Source organism: Rhodococcus sp. NPDC079359, assembly GCF_040702585.1.
Taxonomy (GTDB): domain Bacteria; phylum Actinomycetota; class Actinomycetes; order Mycobacteriales; family Mycobacteriaceae; genus Rhodococcoides.
In genome coordinates this window covers 34,679-52,601 of record NZ_JBFBLH010000015.1, presented here as the reverse complement: position 1 = coordinate 52,601, position 17,923 = coordinate 34,679, and the positions used below count along the sequence as shown (strand labels likewise).

The following is a 17,923-nucleotide window of genomic DNA, read 5'->3' as shown; positions in this document are numbered from 1 at the left end:
GGTCGAGCGACGGGATTCGAGACCGAGGGTTGATTCGGACGCCTACGGGAAGACTGTGCGTCATGAAGGAACACATGGCGAAGCTGCGGGAATCGTTCTGGTTCATTCCCGCCGTCCTCGGGGTTGTCGCACTCGTGCTCGCGCAGGCTCTGGTCAGTCTCGATCGCTATCTGCTCGATACCCGGGTGGATCTGACGGGCTCGCTGCTCTATCACGTGGGTGCCAGTGGCAGCCGAGACATCCTCGGCGCTATCGGCGGGTCCATGCTCGGCGTGGCTGCGACGTCGTTCTCCATCACCATCTCGGTCCTCGCCACCGCCAGTTCCTCGTACGGCCCCCGCCTGGTGCGCAACTTCATGGCCGACCGCGGCAATCAGGTGGTGCTCGGCATCTTCGGTGCCACGTTCCTGTACTCGCTGATGGTGCTGCGGTCGATTCGCTCGATCGAATCCGACGGCTCGGTCTTCGTGCCGGACATCGCCGTCAACGTTGCCGTCGCACTCGCGGTGGTCGACGTGGGTGTGCTCGTCTACTTCATTCATCACATCGCACAGTCGATCCAGGTGGCGACGCTGTCCGGCCGCGTCCGCGACGAACTGTCGGAGTCCGTCGACGCGCTCTACCCACCCGAGCAACCCACCGATGCGGCGTCGGCAGGGGGCGTCGTCAAGCCGCCCGTCTACACCACGGTGCTGGCCGAGGAGTCCGGGGTGATCATCGACATCGACGAGGACGCCGTGTTGAACATCGCTGCCGACACCGACACCGTGATCGATGTTCATCGAGTGCCCGGTGAACATGTCGTTGCCGGTGAACCGCTCGCCGATGTTCTGGCCGATCGATCGGCGAACATCTCCGCCGACGCGGTCGGACGGGTTCGAGGGTCGTTCGCCATCGGCACCAGTCGAACACCGCGGCACGACATCGCTTTCGCCGTCGAGCAGATGACCGAAATGGCTGTGCGCGCCCTGTCGACGGGCGTCAACGACCCGTACACGGCACGCAACGCCATCGACGATCTCACGGTCGGACTGGTCGCGGTCGTCCAGCGTCCCAGGCCCTCCCGCGCTCGTTGCGGCTCCGACGGCACCGTTCGGGTGATCACCCGCCGCGTCGCGGTTCCGTCACTGATCGACCATGCCCTCGATGCGGTGCGGATCTACGGCACCGGCAGCCCCATGGTGGTGCAGGCCGGCATTCGCCTCGCCGAGCGAGTGGGTCGTGCGGCACAGGATTCGGAGAACGTCGACGCCGTACTGACTCAACTGGACTTGCTGGACCGCACCTTGGCCTCCGGCGACACCGATACCGCCCGCACAGCCGAAGCCCGCGAGCAGATCTCGCTTGCCCGCGCCGCGATCACGGATCGAGTTCCGCTCGCAGTACCTCGCGTCGTCATTCGGTAGACGCCGGAACCGGACACCGTGGGAGGATGGTCGGTATGCCAGCACCGTCTCCGCTTCCCCTCGATCCCATTGCAGAGGCACACCGCCAGTGGACCAAACACGGATGGTCCGACGCCGCCGACGGTATGGCCGCAGTGACCTCGTTGATGCGCGCGCAGCAGATCATGCTCGCCCGGGTCGAGGAAGCGTTGAAGCCGACGGGACTGACCTTTTCGCGCTACGAGCTGCTGACGTTGTTGACCTTCACCAAGAACGGGGCTCTGCCGATGGCGAAGGCGAGCGCACGTCTGCAGGTGCATCCCACGAGCGTGACCAACGCTGTCGATCGTCTCGAGTCCGTGGGATACGTTCGACGCATCCCGCATCCGAGCGATCGGCGCACCACACTGGTCGAAATCACCGAGCAGGGGCGCACATTGGCCGTCGAGGCCACAGAGCGGTTGAACTCACTGGTGTTCGCACGCCCCGGTCTGGCACGGGACAAATTACTGGCGCTCGTTCGGATCTTGGCGGAACTACGTTCGGATGCAGGCGATTTCGACAGTGACGAGATCACTACATCGTTCTGAGTTCGATCGTGACTCGTCACAAGACAATGGCACACCCGTACCGTTCGTGGTGCAATTGCTCCAGGAACAGGTCGGAGCCGATCTGCTGAAGGGCGGGGCGGGGTGCTGGTTTTGGGGGTCGGGGCGGGTGCGCACGGCGCACGCGCAATTCTGACGTATCTGGACAGCCCCCACCGCACACCCATCGTGTCCAGGACGGTGCGCCGAGCCCCGGGTCAGTCGCTGTCCACCACGATCGCCACCGGCGTCGACGCCATCCACTCCATCGCCGCGACGATGTCGCTCCCGGTTCAGTTCTCCGCCATCGCCTATCGGGTTGCCACCGATCCCGGCTCGGTCGCCACCAGCGGTACGGCCCGCACGGCCTCGCTCGTTCCGGAAACCGCTGCGCAGGTGCGCTATCTGCGCTTCATCGGGCTGGTGCCCAATCACGGCGTCACTGTGTTGTGCGATATCGGAAGCACCGGAACCACTGTCACCGTCATCGACCTGGCGTCCACTCGCACCCTCATGACGCGGCGCACTGCCACGTTCTGCGGCGACGATCTCGATCACTCGGTTCGACGGCTGCTCTCGTCCAACGGTGTTCGTATCGGAATCGACGCCAGCCGGTCCATCAAGGAGCAACTGAGCGTCGACTCCGTCGTCAGCACCACCGATCCATCCGGTGCCGCGCGGCATGTGCTGACCCGACGTGACTTCGACGATCTGATCGCCGGACCGGTGCGGTACGCGGGCATGCTGGTGGAGCAGACCATCGAATTGTCCGGTGCCAGACCGCAGTCCATCGTCGTGGTGGGCGGCGGCGCGAACATCACCTCGATCGCGCGGTCACTCGAGCTGCGAACCGGCCTGACGACGCTGGTGCCGTCGATGCCGGAGTTGGTCTCGGCCCGCGGGGCCGCCCTCCTGTCCCCCGACAGGTAGAGCGACCCACAAGGCGACGCTACCGGTGCTGGAAGTTCGGCGTTCGCTTCTCGATGAAGGCCGACATGCCTTCCTTCTGGTCTTCGGTGGCGAAGGTCGAGTGAAACACGCGGCGCTCGAACAGAACACCCTCGCGAAGGCTCGACTCGAACGATCGGTTCACTGCTTCCTTGGCCATCATGGCGACCGGCAGCGACATCTCGGCGATGGTGGTGGCGGTCGCGATGGCGTCGTCGAGGAGATCCGCGACCGGCACGATGCGCGAGACCAGCCCTGCTCGCTCGGCTTCCTCGACCTTCATGTTGCGACCGGTCAAGCACATCTCCATGGCCTTGGCCTTGCCCACTGCACGCGTCAGGCGCTGCGACCCGCCGATGCCCGGAATGACGCCCAGCTTGATCTCGGGTTGCCCGAATACCGCGGTGTCCGAGGCGATCAGAACGTCGCACAGCATGGCGAGTTCGCATCCACCGCCGAGTGCGTAACCGGACACCGCCGCGATCAACGGCGTTCGAGCCGATGCCAGTCGGTCCCAGGCGGCGAAGAAGTCGTCGAGATACACGTCCATGTAGGACTTGGGCTGCATCTCCTTGATGTCGGCCCCGGCCGCGAAGGCCCGTTCGGAACCGGTGATGAGAATTGCACCGATGTCGGAGTCCGCGTCGAGTTCCTCGACCACCGAGACGACCTCGCGCATCAACTGGGAATTGAGCGCGTTCAACGTCTTGGGACGGTTGAGCGTGATGATGCCGACGCGTCCCCGACGTTCGAGCAGAATGGTCTCGTAGTCACTCACAGGTCTGCTCCGTTCGAGCGCTCGCGGATGTCGTTGATGATGCCGGAGAAGTCCACATCGGTGCCGCCCCCGGTTGTTTCCTTGAAGCGAGCGTACAACTCGGCCGCCCGTAGGCCCAGGACACCCTCGACACCGTTGTCGCGCAGTGCATTGGCGGCCAGGCCCAGATCCTTGTCCATGAGCGCCGCGGCGAAGCCGGGCTTGTACTCGTTGTTGGCGGGGCTCGTCGGTACGGGACCGGGCACCGGGCAATTGGTCGTCAGTGCCCAGCATTGACCGGACGCAGTCGAGGCCACGTCGAACAACGCCTGGTTGCTCAAGCCGAGTTTCTCCCCCAATACGAACGCCTCGCTGATGGCGATCATCGATACTCCGAGAATCATGTTGTTGCAGATCTTGGCTGCCTGGCCGTTGCCCGCTGCGCCGCAGTGCACCACCTTGCGACCCATGACGTCGAGAACTGCTGCAGCAGAGGCGAAATCCTCTTCGGAACCGCCCACCATGAATGTCAACGTTCCCGCCGCCGCTCCCCCGACACCACCGGAGACCGGTGCGTCCAGACTGCGGTGGCCTGCCTCGTGCACCAGCTTGTGCGCGGTGTGCGCGTCGGCGACGTCGATGGTCGAGGAGTCGATGAACAACGTGCCCGGCGCGGCAGCGGGCAGCAGGTCCGCGTACAACCCGAGTACCAGTTTGCCGTTGGGCAGCATCGTGATGACGATGTCGGCATCGGCGACGGCGGCCACGGCCGATTCGACCACGGTGACGCCGTCCTTCGTGGCCTGATCGAGCGCGGCGGGCACCAGATCGAAGCCCTGCACCGTGTAGCCGGCCGCAGCCAGATTGGCGGCCATCGGTCCACCCATGTGGCCGAGGCCGATGAAGCCGATCGTCTTCTCGCTCATGACTGCTCACCTTCTGTGTGTGCGTTCGACAGGCCCAGTTCCGCGTCCCCGAGAGGTGCGAAGTACCGGTCGACGTCCTCGGGCGTGACGTCTGCCGACGTACGCGGTTGCCATTGCGGGTTGCGGTCCTTCTCGACCACCTGTGCTCGAATTCCTTCGACGAGGTCGTGACTGCTCAGGGATGCGACCGACACGCGGTACTCCTCGTCGAGCACCGCCTCCAGCGTCGGCAGTGTGGCCGCCCGGCGCAGCGACCTCAGCGTCACGGCCAGCGACACAGGCGATTTGGACGCGATGTCCTCCGCGGACTTCTGCGCCTCCGGCACCGTGCTGGCTGCCAGAGCGTCGACGATGCCCTGGACGTCGTCGCCTGCATAGCACTCGTCGATCCATCCCTGCTGACCGGTAACCGTGGACTCCGGTGCCGGCTCGCTGAACGTCGCGACGGCCTCTCCGACGCTGACCGTCTCGAGTGCCGAGTAGAAGTCTTCCAGCTTGTCGGACGGGATGTAGTGATCGGCGAAGCCGACTGCGATGGCGTCGCCGGCATTCATCCGCGCCGTGGTGAGCGCGAAGTGGGTGCCGATCTCGCCCGGAGCACGCGAAAGTAGGTACGTACCACCCACATCCGGAACGAAACCGATTCCGACCTCGGGCATCGCGATCTTCGATCGCTCGGTGACGATGCGAGTGTTGGCATGTGCCGAGAGCCCGACGCCTCCGCCCATGACGATGCCGTCCATGATGGCGACGAACGGCTTGGGGAATCGAGCGATCGCGGCATTGAGGATGTACTCCTCGCGCCAGAAATCCTTGCTGCCGCTGCCACCGTCCTTGGCGTCGTGGTAGATGGAGACGATGTCTCCGCCTGCACACAGTCCTCGCTCACCGGCTCCGGTCAGAAGGACGACATCGACAGCGTCGTCGGTTGCCCACTGCGCCAACGTCGGCGCGATCTCACGCACCATCGCATGATCGAGCGCATTGATCGCTTTGGGGCGGTTCAGGGTGATCCGACCGATTCCGCCGGAGACCTCGAGGATGACGTCGCTCATGCGGCACCCACGATCGAACGCGCCACAACCACTCGCATGATCTCGTTGGTCCCTTCCAGAATCTGGTGCACCCGAAGGTCACGAACGATCTTCTCGACGCCGTACTCGCTGAGGTAGCCGTACCCACCCAGCAGCTGCAACGCGCCGTTGGCAACCTCGAAACCGGTGTCGGTTCCGAAACGCTTCGCCATCGCGCACATCTCGACCTTGTCCGCAGCATCGTTCTGCAACGCGTCCGCGGCCCGCCACAGCAGCGTGCGGGCGGCTTCGAGTTCGGTCTTGAAATCGGCCAGTCGGAACTGGAGCGCCTGCGCATCGAGCAACCGTGCTCCGAACGCCTTGCGCTCGGCCAGGTACGCAACGGCCTTGTCGAGGGCGGACTGCGCTCCGCCGATCGAACACGCGGCGATGTTGATGCGTCCGCCGTTGAGTCCGTTCATGGCGATGCGGAACCCGTCGCCCTCGTTGCCGAGCAGATTCTCGGCCGGAATGCGGACTCCTTCGAGAACGACCTGCCGGGTGGGCTGAGCGTTCCACCCCATCTTCTTCTCGTTGGCTCCGAAGGACAGTCCCGCCGAATCCTTCGGCACGATGAACGCGGAGATGCCACGAGGGCCCGGTGCACCGGTACGCGCCATGACGACGTACACCTCGGAAGTGCCTGCGCCGGAGATGAATTGCTTGACGCCGTCCAACACGTATTCGTCACCGTCCCGGACCGCCTTGGTGCCGAGCATCGCGGCATCCGATCCCGCGCCGGGCTCGGTGAGGCAGTAGCTGCCCAGCTGATCCATCGTGCACAGGCCCGGCAGCCATCGCTGCCTCTGCTCGTCGGTTCCGTAGGTGTCGATCATCCAGGCGACCATATTGTGAATGGAGATGTATGCCGCGATGGACGGGTCACCGGTGGCCAGCTGCTCGAAGATCCGCACCGAATCGACTCTGGTCAGACCCGATCCGCCCACGTCCTCGCGAATGTAGATGCCGCCCATTCCCAGTCCCGCTGCCTTGCGCAGCACGTCCACGGGGAAATGCTTGCTCTGGTCCCATTCGATCGCGTTCGGGGCCAGAAACTCGTCGGCGAATTCACGAGCGGTGTCGTTGATCGCCCGCTCGTCCTCGTTCAATGTGAACATCGCCGAATCAGTCCATGTTCGGAATGACGAAGTGATTCTGTGCCGCAGCCTCTTTGGTGCCCGACGGCCAGCGCTGCGTGACGGTCTTGGTCTTGGTGTAGAAGCGGATCGAATCGGGTCCGTGCTGGTTCAGATCACCGAATCCCGAGCGCTTCCAACCGCCGAACGTGTGGTACGCGATCGGTACCGGAATCGGCACGTTGACCCCGACCATGCCCACCTGGACGCGGGAGCAGAAATCGCGTGCAGTGTCGCCGTCACGGGTGAAGATGGACACGCCGTTGCCGTATTCGTGCTCGGTGGGCAGGCGCAGCGCGTCCTCGTAGTCCTTCGCACGAACGACGATCAGGACGGGCCCGAAGATCTCTTCCTTGTAGATCCGCATGTCGGTCGTCACTCTGTCGAACAGTGTTGCGCCCGCGAAGAATCCACCCTCGTGGCCTTCGAGGCTGAAACCGCGCCCGTCGACGACCAACTCGGCACCCTCGTCGACACCGATCTGGGTGTAGTCGTTGACCCGCTTCAACGCATCGCTACCCACGAGCGGGCCGAAATCCGCGTCCTCGTCGTCGGAGCGACCGATCTTCAACTTCGCCACCCGCTCGGTGAGCTTGGCGACGAGCGCATCCGCGGTCTCTTCACCGACCGGAACCGCGACGGAAATGGCCATGCAACGCTCGCCCGCGGAACCGTAGGCGGCACCGAGAAGGGCGTCGGCGACCTCGTCGAGATCGGCGTCGGGCATCACCAGGGCGTGGTTCTTGGCTCCACCGAAGCACTGTGCGCGCTTGCCGTGTTTCGCTGCGGTCTCGTAGATGTACTGCGCGATGGGAGTCGAGCCGACGAACCCGATCGCCTTGACGCGGTCGTCGGTGAGCAGTACGTCGACGGCGGTCTTGTCACCGTTGACGACGTTGAACACACCCGGCGGCAGTCCTGCTTCGAGGAAGAGTTCGGCGAGCTTGAGCGGGACGGACGGGTCGCGCTCGGAGGGCTTGAGGATGAATGCGTTTCCGCAGGCGATGGCCGGGCCGGCCTTCCACAGGGGAATCATCGCGGGGAAGTTGAAGGGGGTGATTCCGGCTACGACGCCGAGCGGCTGACGCATCGAGTAGACGTCGATTCCGCCGCCTGCACCCTCGGTGTACTCGCCCTTGAGCAGATGCGGAACGCCGACGGCGAACTCCACGACCTCGACGCCGCGCTGAATGTCGCCCTTGGCGTCGGCGATCGTCTTGCCGTGCTCGGAGGACAGCAGGCGGGCCAGTTCCTCGGTGTCGCGAGTGACGAGCGCCAGGAACTTCATCAGGACTCGGGCTCGGCGCTGCGGGTTCCACTTGGCCCATTCACGTTGGGCCTGTTCGGCATCGGCGATGACGGCCTCGACCTCGGATACGTCGGCCAGGGGAACACGGGCCTGAACCTCGCCGGTGTTGGGGTCGAACACGTCCCCGAAGTTTCCGGAGGTGCCGGCGACATGCTTGCCGCCGATGAAGTGCGTGAGTTCGCGAGCCATGGAGTTTGTCCGTCCTCGAGCGTGGAAAGTGAAGTACGCCCATCCTATAGTCGGATGTCCACGTAAGTCCAGAAGTCGTCACATTCGGTCGTAGAACTGCCTCAGATCGGCACCGGCGCGACTGACCTCGGCCTCGGAGGAGCCGTCGGCGCGGAAAATTCGACGCAGGATCAACGGATCGAGATCGTCCATCGCCGGAGCGAACGACACCTGGGGAAGTTCGGGGAACGACGCGCGATCGCCGAACCAGTCATCGGGGTCGAACTCGTCGTCCCCGTCGCCGACGCCCTCGATCAGTTGATCGAGATCGACTCCACGCAGCGTCAGGATGGTGGCAGCGGATGCGTCGATGTGCTCGGCGGCGATGTACATCAGCGCCGCCGCGTGTTTGCAGGGCCACCCGTCGTCGGGGCACGTGCAGTCGAAATCGAGCTGCCCCTTGTCGTGCGGCAGCAACACCGACGCCAGCGCCTGCGGAATGGCGTTGGAGGCCAGCTCGGCCAGCATGCCGGGGTTCGAACGCACCCGGCCGACCAGTGCGGCAACCTCACCCTGCGTGAGCGGGTCGACGGTGACCGAGGCCGAGAACGGCTCGAGCTGACTGCCCTGCACCTCGCCGTATATCTGCCCGCGCTCGACCCCGAGAGTGAGCACCTGCCCTTGGCGCGCATACGTTCTACCCCGAGCGATCCGGCCCGGATCCGCGAGGTCTTCCATGGCTGCCACGAAATGCCTGCCCCACCACGTCTGCCCGAAGGCGCCGCGCTTGTTTCTGGACTCGATGCCGCCCTTGGCTTTTCGACGCTTGGCGTACTGCGAGAAGTCGACCATCACTCCCCCACCGCATCCTCACTGAGGCGGAACAGTTCCTGCAGCTCCGCGGTGTCCATCTCGGTCACCCAGTTCTCGCCGGTGCCCACCGCCAGATTCGCCAGGTCCTGCTTGGAGACGAGCATCGAGTCGATCCGTTCCTCCACGGTGCCCACGCACAGCAGTTTGCGCACCTCGACGTTCTTGCGCTGCCCGATGCGGAAGGCCCGGTCCGTCGCTTGATTCTCCACCGCCGGATTCCACCAACGATCGAGATGAACGACATGGTTGGCGGCCGTGAGGTTCAACCCGGTGCCGCCGGCCTTGAGCGAGAGCATCATGATCGGTGGACCGTCGTCGCTCTGGAACTTCTCCACCATCTCGTCGCGCTTGGCCTTGCTCACCCCGCCGTGGAGGAACGGCACCTCGGTGCCGAACCGTTCGGCGAAGTAGGGTGCCACGAGCTCACCGAACTCCCGAAACTGCGTGAACAACAACGCTTTCTCATTGTCGCCGAGAATCGAGTCGAGCATGTCCTCCACCAAGCCGATCTTGCCGGAACGATGCTGCCCCCTCTTGAGCACCGGCGAGCCGTCGGACAGGAAATGGGCAGGGTGATTGCACACCTGTTTGAGACGAGTCAGCGCGGACAGCACCGCGCCCATGCGCTTCATGCCCTTCGCGTCGGCGATCTGCGCCATCATCTCGTCGACGACCGCTTTGTACAGCGCAGCCTGCTCGGCCGTGAGGTTGGTGCGCACGGTCATCTCGTTCTTCTCGGGCAGATCCGAGATGACCGTCGGATCGGTCTTGACGCGGCGCAGAATGAACGGCGACGTGATGGCGCGCAGACGGGAAACCGCGTTCTCGTCGTTCTCGCGCTCGATCGGAACCGAGAATCGCTTTCGGAAATCCGACGGCCTACCGAGCATGCCCGGATTGGCGAAGTCGAGAATGGACCTCAGCTCGTCGAGACGATTCTCGACCGGCGTTCCGGTGAGCGCCAGCTTGTGATCCGCGGGGATCGCGAGCGCCGCCTTGGCCTGCACGGTGCCCGAGTTCTTGATGTGTTGCGCCTCGTCGAGGACCACACGACGCCACGTCTGCTCCGCCAGCTGCGCGCGATCCTTGGCCATCAGCGCGTACGTGGTGACGATCAGATCGTGCTCGGCGATCGCCCGGTCGAGCTCCTCGTCGCGTAGTCGCGTCGGACCGTGGTGTACCAGAACCCGCAGTGCCGGAGTGAATTTCGCCGCCTCACGCTGCCAGTTTCCGACCACCGACATCGGTGCCACCAGCAGCGTCGGCGTCGCACTCTTCTCGTGCGCGAGCAGTGTCAGCACCTGCAGCGTCTTGCCCAGCCCCATGTCGTCGGCGAGTACCGCCCCGAGACCGAGCCGGCTCATGAACGCGAGCCAGTCGAGTCCGCGTTGCTGGTAGGGCCGCAGAGTCGCGTTCACACCGTCGGGCACCGGGATGGTTTCCGGAACCGCCCCGGGTTCGAGCAACGTTGCCGCCCAGCCGGTGGCGCGGATGTCCTGGACCGGAGCAGGTGGCGGATCGGCCAACGTCATCTCACGCATCAGCGTGCTGAGCGCAGTCCCGTCACCGTGATGCTCGGCGACGTACTTGGCGGCTCGCGCGAGCTGACCGCCGTCCGCGAGCACCCACTGACCGCGGAGCCGCACGAGATCGCCCTTCGAGACGGCGAGCCTGTTCATCTCCGCCTCGGTGAGCACCATGTCGCCGAGTTGGAGTTGCCAGTCGTAGGACACCAGTTCGTCCATGCCGACCGCCCGGTCGGCTGCCGCTTTCGTCACCGCCGGTGTATCGACGCGCAATCTCATCGACGGATCGAGCCTCGTCCAGGCCCGGGGAAGCAGAACCGTGGTTCCGGTGGCCTGCAGTGCCGTCGCACCGTGTTCGACGAGGTCGATGACCACCGACGTCGGAAGCAACAGATCCAGGGTGCCTTCCTGAGACGGCAGATCGCGCAGTCTCGGGTACGCCGCCACGGCCTCACCGAGCTTGCGGACAGCGATGGAGAGCAGCGTGGCATCGACCTTGCGGCTCATCGGAACCGGTCGCGGCGCTTCGCCGTCCGCGCGCAGACACACCTGCAGCGTCCAGTACGACTCCACCGCTTCCTCGGAGGAACTGTCGACGGCGTCGTCGTCATCGGGTTCGAGCAGCCGGAGCACCAGTGAGGGTTCGTCGACGGTGAGGCTTCCGCGCCACTTCTCGAGCAACGCCGACATCTGTTGGGTGCCATCGGCATACGGGTCGTCGCGAACCAGAGCCGACAACAGTGGATGCTCCGAGTCGGGTCTACCCAGAACCGATCTGACGATCGGATCGGTGAGCTCCTCCACCATGTCGTCGAGAATCTTCTTGGGCCGCTCACCTGCGCGCTGCACCGACGGCATCGCGACGGCGAGTTCGCTGAGCCAGGCACGTTGACGCTCGCCCCCGACCAGACGCCACCGTGGCCACCACTGCCCGTCCATCAACTTCAGGGCCGGAACGACGCGACCGCCGCGGACCCAGCGTTCGATTCCGCGGGCGACATGCGCCAGGTAACGGAGGTCACCGGAGATCGCCGCGTGGTCCGGCGGCGTCCGCAACAGCAGATCGGCTCCGTCGTGCGGGGCGAGTGCGATGGCCGGAACCTGCACCGGGGCCTGCGCGGTGGCGGCGCGTCCGGGTGCCGGAAACGACACCGCAGCACGGTGCCGAAACGTTCTGGTGAGCACGTGCGCGTGGGTCGGCGGCAAGTCGGGCTCATCCCCGGTGGTGATCTCGTCGTCCCACAGCATCAGCCCGGCACCGGGAGACCAGAGACCGTGCAGCATCGGTCCATCCAATCAGCAAGCACCGACAGACTTCAGGTGAGGCGCTTCGAGCGAGTCGCTGGGTGAGGCACAGTATGTACATGATCGCGTACGGCTTCAGTGAATACGGCGGACCCGACACCGAATACCTTCTGGACCTACCCGTCGCCGAGCCGGGACCTGGCCAGATTCTCGTCGCGGTCCAATCCGCCGGCGTCAATCCCGCGGATTGGAAGGTGCGGGCGGGCAATCGCAAGGACACCGTGCCGATCACCCTGCCTGCGGTTCTCGGCCGGGAAGTATCGGGCACGGTCGTGTCGGCCGGTGCCGGTGTGGCCGACTTCTCGGTGGGCGACCACGTGTTCGGAGCCACCGCGTCGGGATACGGAGGCTATGCGCAGTACACCGTGCTCAACGCGTCGAGCACAGCCCACAAGCCCGAATCCGTGTCCTGGGCGGCCGCAGCCACTCTGCCGGTGGCCGCCGGGACCGCATACGACGCGCTGGCGCGGCTCGCCGTGGGCACGGGTAATTCCATCCTGGTGCTCGGCGCGGGCGGCGGCGTGGGTTCGACCGTTCTGCAACTCGCGCGAGCCGACGGTATCGACGTTCTCGCAGTCGCGAGTACGGGCAAGCAGGAGTGGATCGAGAGCCTCGGAGCCGAATTTCTCGCGTCCGGCGCCGATTTCGTCGACTCGCTGTCACGACCGGTGAACGGCATCATCGATCTCGTCGGGGGCGAGAGCTTGCGCGCCGCCGCGACCGCTGTGACGGCGGGGATACCGATCGTCAGCGTTGCCGACCCGGTGCTCGCGGCGCAGTGGGGTGGTTCCGGTGTCGATCGCGACCGCACCACCGCGGCATTCGCCCGGCTGGCCGACCTGACTGCGTCGGGCATCATTCGTCCGCGTATCGACCATGTGTTCCCGCTCGAGCGTGCGGGTGAGGCTCTCGCCCTGGTCGAGGACGGGCACGTGCTCGGCAAGGTCGTGGTCGAGGTTCGCTGATGCCGGGTTGGCGTGAGCGGAGAACTGTCGGTGCGTTCCGGCACACTGCTGTCACAAGGAACGACGACCGAGTACGAAGATCGACGATGGGGCGTGCGTGAGAAAGCTGTGGGTGGCGGTACTGCTGGTGATCGCTGCGGCCGTGATGGCTGTGTTCGGCTCGTGCGACCGGCCCGCCATCCCCGGTTTCTCCCCCGCCGAACCCGCTCCGGGTAGTCCCACTCGCACTCAGGTCGAGCAGTTGCTCGCGCAGGTTCGCGTGGTCGCCGCCAGGCCCGACGCCCTCGGCTACGAGCGCGGATGCAAGAGCGGCGAAGGGTGTGTGTTCGGCCCGGCGTGGACGGACGACTACGACGGGCCGGGTGGTCACGACGGCTGCGGTACCCGCGACAACGTCCTGGCGCTGTCGATGACGGAAGTCGAGTTCCGGGCCGGCACTCGCGACTGCGTCGTGCTGTCGGGTTCGCTCGCAGATCCGTACTCCGGTGAGCCGATGCAGTTCACCAAGGCCGATGCCGGAAAGATTCAGATCGATCACGTCTACCCCCTGTCCGCCGCGTGGGACATGGGCGCGAACACGTGGTTGCCCGACAAGCGAATTCGGTTCGCCAACGACGTGGCGTTCAATCTGCTCGCGGTCAACGGAGCCGACAATCAGAGCAAGAGCGACAAGACACCCTCGCAATGGTTACCGCCGAACGAGGCGTACCACTGCTTCTACGCGGGAAAATACCTGTCGGTCGCCGCCCAGTACGAGTTGCCGATCACCCAGGCCGATCAGGGTGTTCTCGCTTCGGTCGCCTCGACGTGCGCGGCGTAAAGTCTCAGCGATGGCACCAGCACACGCGCGCAGCTTCCTCGACCGTGAGACACAGCTCTGCATGTCCCTGTCCGGCCGACCGAGCAACATCGGAACACGCTTTCACAACTATCTCTACGACGAGTTGGACCTGAACTTCGTCTACAAGGCGTTCACCACCACCGACCTCGCCGCTGCGGTGGGAGGCGTTCGCGCGCTGGGCATTCGAGGCTGCGCCGTCTCCATGCCGTTCAAGGAAGATGTCATCGAATTGGTCGACGTGATGCACGAGTCCGCCAGCGCGATCGCATCCGTCAATACGATCGTCAACGAGAACGGCGTCCTGCACGCATACAACACCGACTACCAGGCCGTCGCGAACCTACTCGGCGCGAGTGATTTCTCGACCGACTACTCGGTGGCCGTCACCGGCAGCGGCGGTATGGCCAAAGCTGTCGTTGCCGCGCTGCGGGATTCGGGTTACACCCGGGGTACCGTCGTCGCCCGCAACTCGAACACCGGCCCTGCCCTCGCCGAGACCTACGGCTACGACTGGTCCGCCGAAGCGGTGGGCGCAGACCTGTTGGTGAACGTGACCCCGGTGGGAATGGCCGGCGGACCGGACGCTGATTCGGCACCGTTCACCGACGAGCAGATCGACGCGGCGAAAGCCGTGTTCGACGTCGTCGCCATGCCGTCGGAGACGCCGCTGATCGTCGCCGCTCGGGCCGCCGACAAACCCGTGATCACCGGCGCTCAGGTCATCGCCCTGCAGGCGGCAGAACAGTTCGTCCTCTACACCGGAGTCCGGCCGTCGGACGAACAGATCGCGCACGCATCGGAGTTCTCGCGCAGGTGACTCACAGGTGCTGCCACCGGGGCTTGTTGGCGTAGGCGTACCGGTAGTACTCCGCGAGTGCGAGCGACGACGCCGCGGACTCGTCCAACAGCACCGTTGCGTGCGGGTGCCATTGAATGGCCGACGCCGGACAGTACGCCGACAGCGGTCCCTCGACGGCCGCCGCCACCGCGTCCGCTTTCGACTCCCCCGTTGCGATCAACACGAGGTGGCGCGCCTCGTCGATGGTGCCCAGCCCCTGCGTCAGCACGTGATGCGGTACGTCCTCGGGAGAATCGAAGAACCGGGCATTGTCGACGCGCGTCTGTTCGGTGAGCGTCTTCACCCGCGTCCGCGACTTCAGTGAAGATCCGGGCTCGTTGAAGCCGATGTGCCCGTCGGTGCCGATTCCGAGGATCTGGACGTCGACGCCACCTGCGGCCGCGATCGCGGCGTCGTACCGCTGCGCCTCTGCCGCTATGTCGTCCGCTTCGCCGTCGGGCGAGAACACTGCGGCGTCGTCCAGGTCGACGTGGTCGACGAAGTTGTCTCGAATGAACGAGAAGTACGACTGCTCAGCGGTTTTCGGCAGTCCGATGTACTCATCGAGGAGGAAGGCACGACAGTGCGCGAACGACAGGCCGTCCTCTCGATGCCGCCGCGCCAATTCGCGATACGTGCCCACCGGGGTCGACCCGGTTGCGAGGCCCAGTACAGGAGTGGAGCCGGCGGAACGACTCAGGTTGCCGGTGGAGCCGGCTCGTACTATTCGTTCGACGATGTCGGCGGCCGTTCGATCCACTGCGTCGACCCCCTCTAGGATCACTACCTCCATCTAGCTGCCCTCTCCGATTACAGTTCCGCCTCTGATCACCTGCAGTGGCTCGAACGCCGCGTCGACCACCAGGACGTCGGCTCTCATGCCCTGTTCGAGGCAACCGATCTCGGAGTCGAGGCCGATCGAGGCCGCCGGAGTCGACGATGCAGCCCGCACGGCCTCGACCAGGGGCACGCCGGCGTCCAGCACGGCTCGGCGCACCAGGTCCAGCACGGTAGCGGTTCCGCCCGCGATCGGAGCGGTCTCGTTGTCTGCGTCGCGGGACAACCGTGCAACCGCGTGGCGGACGGTCACATCCAATGGTCCGAGTCGATAGCGACCGTCCGGCATGCCGGCTGCGGCCATCGCGTCGGACACCAGCGCGATCCGTGCGCCGCCGACGAGATCGAACACCGCACGCACGGTCTCGTCGGCGAGATGCACTCCGTCACCGATCAATTCGAGCACCATCACGCTGCGCGCCGCGGCCGCCAGGCACTCGCTCACCGGGCCCGGCGACCGATGATGCCAGGTCGGCATTCCGTTGAACAGATGTGTTGCAGTCATGGGGCCGTTCCCCAACGACTCGATACCGCGTCGCGTGGTGAGCGCGTCGGCGTCCGTGTGCCCGATGCTCGGCAGTATTCCGTTCTCCCGCAACATCTCTGCGATGACCGCGAACCCGTCGATCTCGGGCGCCAGGGTCATCGACCGCACCGCGCCGCGGCCCGCGCCCAGTATGTCGCGGAGCAGTCCGGGATCTCCGCTGCGCAGCGACGCCGGGTCCTGTGCGCCGCAGCGTGCGACGGCGAGAAACGGCCCCTCGAGGTGGACGCCTGCGATGTCACCGGATTCGTACAGATCGGCCGACAGTGACGTCTGCGCGATCAGCCGATCCGGCGGTGCCGACACCAGTGACGCGAGCATCGTCGTGGTCCCGCGAGAGCGGTGATGCCGTACCGCCGTCATGAGATCGACGGCCGGTGAATCCGGAAACGACGCCCCAGCTCCACCGTGGCAGTGCAGATCGACCAACCCGGGGAGGATCGTCGAATTCGTTTGCGGTACGGCCTCACCGGGCCACGCCGATGTCGGCCCGACCCACGAGATCCGGTCTCCCGTCGATGCGACGACGCCGTCCTCGATCACTCGGTCGCGCGTGACGACCCGTCCGCGGTGCGTCGTCGCAGTGGATGCGGTCATGCTCGATCGGGTTCGAGCACGGCGTCGTCCTCACGTCCGGGGGTGCGCAGGTTCCACTTCTTGATGACGAAGCTGAACAGGAAGTAGTAGATCACCGCGTACACCAGGCCGATCGGAATGAGGAGCCATGCCTTGGTGGCGATTCCGTAGTTCAGCAGGTAGTCGATGCCACCGGCGGAGAAGAAGAAGCCGTCGTGGATTCCGAGGGCATTGGTCAACGCCATCGAGGTTCCGGTCAACACTGCGTGGATGATGTAGAGCGGCCAGGCCACGAACATGAACGAATATTCGAGCGGCTCGGTGATTCCGGTGACGAAGGCAGTCAGGCCGGTGGACAACATGATTCCGCCGACGATCTTCTTCTGCGACGGCTTGGCGTTGCGGTAGATCGCGAATGCCGCAGCGGGGAGGGCGAACATCATGATCGGGAAGAATCCGGTCATGAACACTCCGGCGGACGGGTCGCCGGCGAAGAACCGGTTCAGATCGCCGCGGACCAATTGACCGCTTGCATCCTGGTAGTCCCCCACCAGGAACCAGACGACGGAGTTCAGAATGTGGTGCAGCCCGGTGGGAATGAGCATGCGGTTGGCGAAGCCGTAGATTCCGCTGCCCACCACACTGTGGTCGGCGACGGTGTTGCCCACCCATTGTAGAGCGCTGTAGAAGAGTGGGTACACGAACGACATGATCACGGCGACGACGAGTCCGGTGATCGCCGTCATGATCGGCACCAGACGACGGCCGCTGAAGAAGCCGAGATAGTCCGGCAGCTTCTGGCGATAGAAACGCTGCCAGAGAATTGCCGAGAGCAGTCCGATGACGATTCCTGCCAACACGCCGTAGTCGATCACGGCCGGGTCACCGTTGGCATCGACCTCTCCGTCGAGCACGACCGGCGACATTGCCGTGAAGACGCCGTTCATCACCATGTAGCCGACCACCGCTGCGAGCGCGGTCGAACCATCGGACTTCTTGGCCCAGCCGATGGCGATACCGACCGCGAAGATGAGGGGAAGCCAGGTGAAAACCGACTGACCGGCGGCGGAGATGACCGCAGCAGTGGTCTCCAGTGCGCTGAATCTCCCCAGCAGGTCGTCCTGACCGAGCCGCAGGAGAATTCCGGCGGCAGGCAGAACAGCGATCGGCAGCATGAGGCTGCGACCGAACCGCTGCAGCCCGGCCAATGATCGTGATTCCTTCTTCGGCTCGGTATCGATCGAGTCCGTCTTCTTCGGGGTCATGGCGACCTTCTCTTCGAGGCTGGTCCTTCGAGGGCGATTTCGCTGTTGTGACCGGATGCCATCA

The 17,923-nt window shown here is 65.0% G+C and carries 16 protein-coding genes; 6 read left to right on the top strand and 10 right to left on the bottom strand.

Annotated elements, in window-relative coordinates; genetic code table 11:
- The first annotated feature begins 62 nt into the window (after window positions 1–62).
- The 3 genes from AB0362_RS24505 (at window position 63) to AB0362_RS24495 (ending at window position 2,902) form a co-directional block, all read left to right on the top strand.
- Window positions 63–1,406, top strand: a complete 1,344-nt coding sequence (locus AB0362_RS24505) for a DUF2254 domain-containing protein (protein WP_317810845.1) — start codon at window positions 63–65, stop codon at window positions 1,404–1,406.
- A gap of 35 nt (window positions 1,407–1,441) precedes the next feature.
- The gene (locus tag AB0362_RS24500; protein ID WP_269595637.1) at window positions 1,442–1,975 is read left to right on the top strand and encodes a MarR family transcriptional regulator; all 534 of its coding nucleotides are present in this window, start codon (window positions 1,442–1,444) and stop codon (window positions 1,973–1,975) included.
- Window positions 1,976–2,077: 102 nt separating this feature from the next.
- Entirely contained in the window at window positions 2,078–2,902 is an 825-nt protein-coding gene (locus AB0362_RS24495) for a hypothetical protein (RefSeq protein ID WP_068048313.1), read from the top strand.
- Between the two features lie 19 nt (window positions 2,903–2,921).
- Here the strand turns inward: AB0362_RS24495 and AB0362_RS24490 are convergent, their stop codons facing one another.
- From AB0362_RS24490 to AB0362_RS24460, 7 genes are all read right to left on the bottom strand, one after another.
- Window positions 2,922–3,698 (bottom strand): enoyl-CoA hydratase, encoded by a 777-nt coding sequence (locus tag AB0362_RS24490; RefSeq protein WP_317810846.1) that lies wholly within the window; start codon window positions 3,696–3,698, stop codon window positions 2,922–2,924.
- Complete coding sequence (mmsB, locus tag AB0362_RS24485) at window positions 3,695–4,603, bottom strand: 3-hydroxyisobutyrate dehydrogenase (RefSeq protein ID WP_317810847.1); 909 nt, start codon at window positions 4,601–4,603, stop codon at window positions 3,695–3,697. Before mmsB ends, AB0362_RS24490 begins: the two co-directional genes overlap by 4 nt.
- Window positions 4,600–5,658: an enoyl-CoA hydratase/isomerase family protein gene (locus AB0362_RS24480; RefSeq protein ID WP_317810848.1), complete on the bottom strand. Its 1,059-nt coding sequence runs from the start codon at window positions 5,656–5,658 to the stop codon at window positions 4,600–4,602. Before AB0362_RS24480 ends, mmsB begins: the two co-directional genes overlap by 4 nt.
- Window positions 5,655–6,794: an isobutyryl-CoA dehydrogenase gene (locus AB0362_RS24475; RefSeq protein ID WP_269595634.1), complete on the bottom strand. Its 1,140-nt coding sequence runs from the start codon at window positions 6,792–6,794 to the stop codon at window positions 5,655–5,657. The genes AB0362_RS24480 and AB0362_RS24475 overlap by 4 nt, the downstream gene beginning before the upstream one ends.
- A 7-nt stretch (window positions 6,795–6,801) precedes the next feature.
- Window positions 6,802–8,310, bottom strand: a complete 1,509-nt coding sequence (locus AB0362_RS24470; protein ID WP_149408044.1) for a CoA-acylating methylmalonate-semialdehyde dehydrogenase — start codon at window positions 8,308–8,310, stop codon at window positions 6,802–6,804.
- Between the two features lie 78 nt (window positions 8,311–8,388).
- The gene (locus tag AB0362_RS24465) at window positions 8,389–9,141 is read right to left on the bottom strand and encodes an SWIM zinc finger family protein (RefSeq protein WP_317810849.1); all 753 of its coding nucleotides are present in this window, start codon (window positions 9,139–9,141) and stop codon (window positions 8,389–8,391) included.
- Complete coding sequence (locus AB0362_RS24460) at window positions 9,141–11,972, bottom strand: DEAD/DEAH box helicase (protein ID WP_317810850.1); 2,832 nt, start codon at window positions 11,970–11,972, stop codon at window positions 9,141–9,143. Before AB0362_RS24460 ends, AB0362_RS24465 begins: the two co-directional genes overlap by 1 nt.
- A gap of 80 nt (window positions 11,973–12,052) precedes the next feature.
- Between AB0362_RS24460 and AB0362_RS24455 the strand changes: the two genes are divergently transcribed.
- From AB0362_RS24455 to AB0362_RS24445, 3 genes are all read left to right on the top strand, one after another.
- Complete coding sequence (locus AB0362_RS24455; RefSeq protein WP_317549851.1) at window positions 12,053–12,958, top strand: NADP-dependent oxidoreductase; 906 nt, start codon at window positions 12,053–12,055, stop codon at window positions 12,956–12,958.
- A 97-nt stretch (window positions 12,959–13,055) separates the two neighbouring features.
- Window positions 13,056–13,778, top strand: coding sequence for an HNH endonuclease family protein (locus tag AB0362_RS24450; protein ID WP_262498624.1), 723 nt, complete (start codon window positions 13,056–13,058; stop codon window positions 13,776–13,778).
- 10 nt (window positions 13,779–13,788) lie between these two features.
- Window positions 13,789–14,616: a shikimate 5-dehydrogenase gene (locus AB0362_RS24445; RefSeq protein WP_317549852.1), complete on the top strand. Its 828-nt coding sequence runs from the start codon at window positions 13,789–13,791 to the stop codon at window positions 14,614–14,616.
- A gap of 1 nt (window position 14,617) precedes the next feature.
- On the opposite strand, the gene nagB is transcribed toward AB0362_RS24445, so the two are convergent.
- The 3 genes from nagB to AB0362_RS24430 are packed head-to-tail and all read right to left on the bottom strand — an operon-like array spanning window position 14,618 to window position 17,859.
- Entirely contained in the window at window positions 14,618–15,430 is an 813-nt protein-coding gene (gene nagB / locus AB0362_RS24440) for a glucosamine-6-phosphate deaminase (protein ID WP_317549853.1), read from the bottom strand.
- Window positions 15,431–16,615 carry an amidohydrolase family protein gene (locus AB0362_RS24435; protein WP_317810851.1) on the bottom strand — a complete coding sequence of 395 codons (1,185 nt, stop codon included), beginning with the start codon at window positions 16,613–16,615 and terminating at the stop codon, window positions 15,431–15,433. It abuts the gene before it with no gap.
- The gene (locus AB0362_RS24430; protein WP_068048343.1) at window positions 16,612–17,859 is read right to left on the bottom strand and encodes a PTS transporter subunit EIIC; all 1,248 of its coding nucleotides are present in this window, start codon (window positions 17,857–17,859) and stop codon (window positions 16,612–16,614) included. Before AB0362_RS24430 ends, AB0362_RS24435 begins: the two co-directional genes overlap by 4 nt.
- Window positions 17,860–17,923: the final 64 nt, after the last annotated feature.

Bases quoted from the DNA above. Each gene is read 5' to 3' on its own strand.
- AB0362_RS24430 (WP_068048343.1), bottom strand. From the start codon at position 17,859: ATGACCCCGAAGAAGACGGACTCGATCGATACCGAGCCGAAGAAGGAA.
- AB0362_RS24505 (WP_317810845.1), top strand. From the start codon at position 63: ATGAAGGAACACATGGCGAAGCTGCGGGAATCGTTCTGGTTCATTCCC.
- AB0362_RS24475 (WP_269595634.1), bottom strand. From the start codon at position 6,794: ATGTTCACATTGAACGAGGACGAGCGGGCGATCAACGACACCGCTCGT.
- AB0362_RS24470 (WP_149408044.1), bottom strand. From the start codon at position 8,310: ATGGCTCGCGAACTCACGCACTTCATCGGCGGCAAGCATGTCGCCGGC.
- AB0362_RS24500 (WP_269595637.1), top strand. From the start codon at position 1,442: ATGCCAGCACCGTCTCCGCTTCCCCTCGATCCCATTGCAGAGGCACAC.
- AB0362_RS24480 (WP_317810848.1), bottom strand. From the start codon at position 5,658: ATGAGCGACGTCATCCTCGAGGTCTCCGGCGGAATCGGTCGGATCACC.
- AB0362_RS24455 (WP_317549851.1), top strand. From the start codon at position 12,053: ATGATCGCGTACGGCTTCAGTGAATACGGCGGACCCGACACCGAATAC.
- AB0362_RS24465 (WP_317810849.1), bottom strand. From the start codon at position 9,141: ATGGTCGACTTCTCGCAGTACGCCAAGCGTCGAAAAGCCAAGGGCGGC.
- nagB (WP_317549853.1), bottom strand. From the start codon at position 15,430: ATGGAGGTAGTGATCCTAGAGGGGGTCGACGCAGTGGATCGAACGGCC.
- mmsB (WP_317810847.1), bottom strand. From the start codon at position 4,603: ATGAGCGAGAAGACGATCGGCTTCATCGGCCTCGGCCACATGGGTGGA.
- AB0362_RS24460 (WP_317810850.1), bottom strand. From the start codon at position 11,972: ATGCTGCACGGTCTCTGGTCTCCCGGTGCCGGGCTGATGCTGTGGGAC.
- AB0362_RS24445 (WP_317549852.1), top strand. From the start codon at position 13,789: ATGGCACCAGCACACGCGCGCAGCTTCCTCGACCGTGAGACACAGCTC.
- AB0362_RS24435 (WP_317810851.1), bottom strand. From the start codon at position 16,615: ATGACCGCATCCACTGCGACGACGCACCGCGGACGGGTCGTCACGCGC.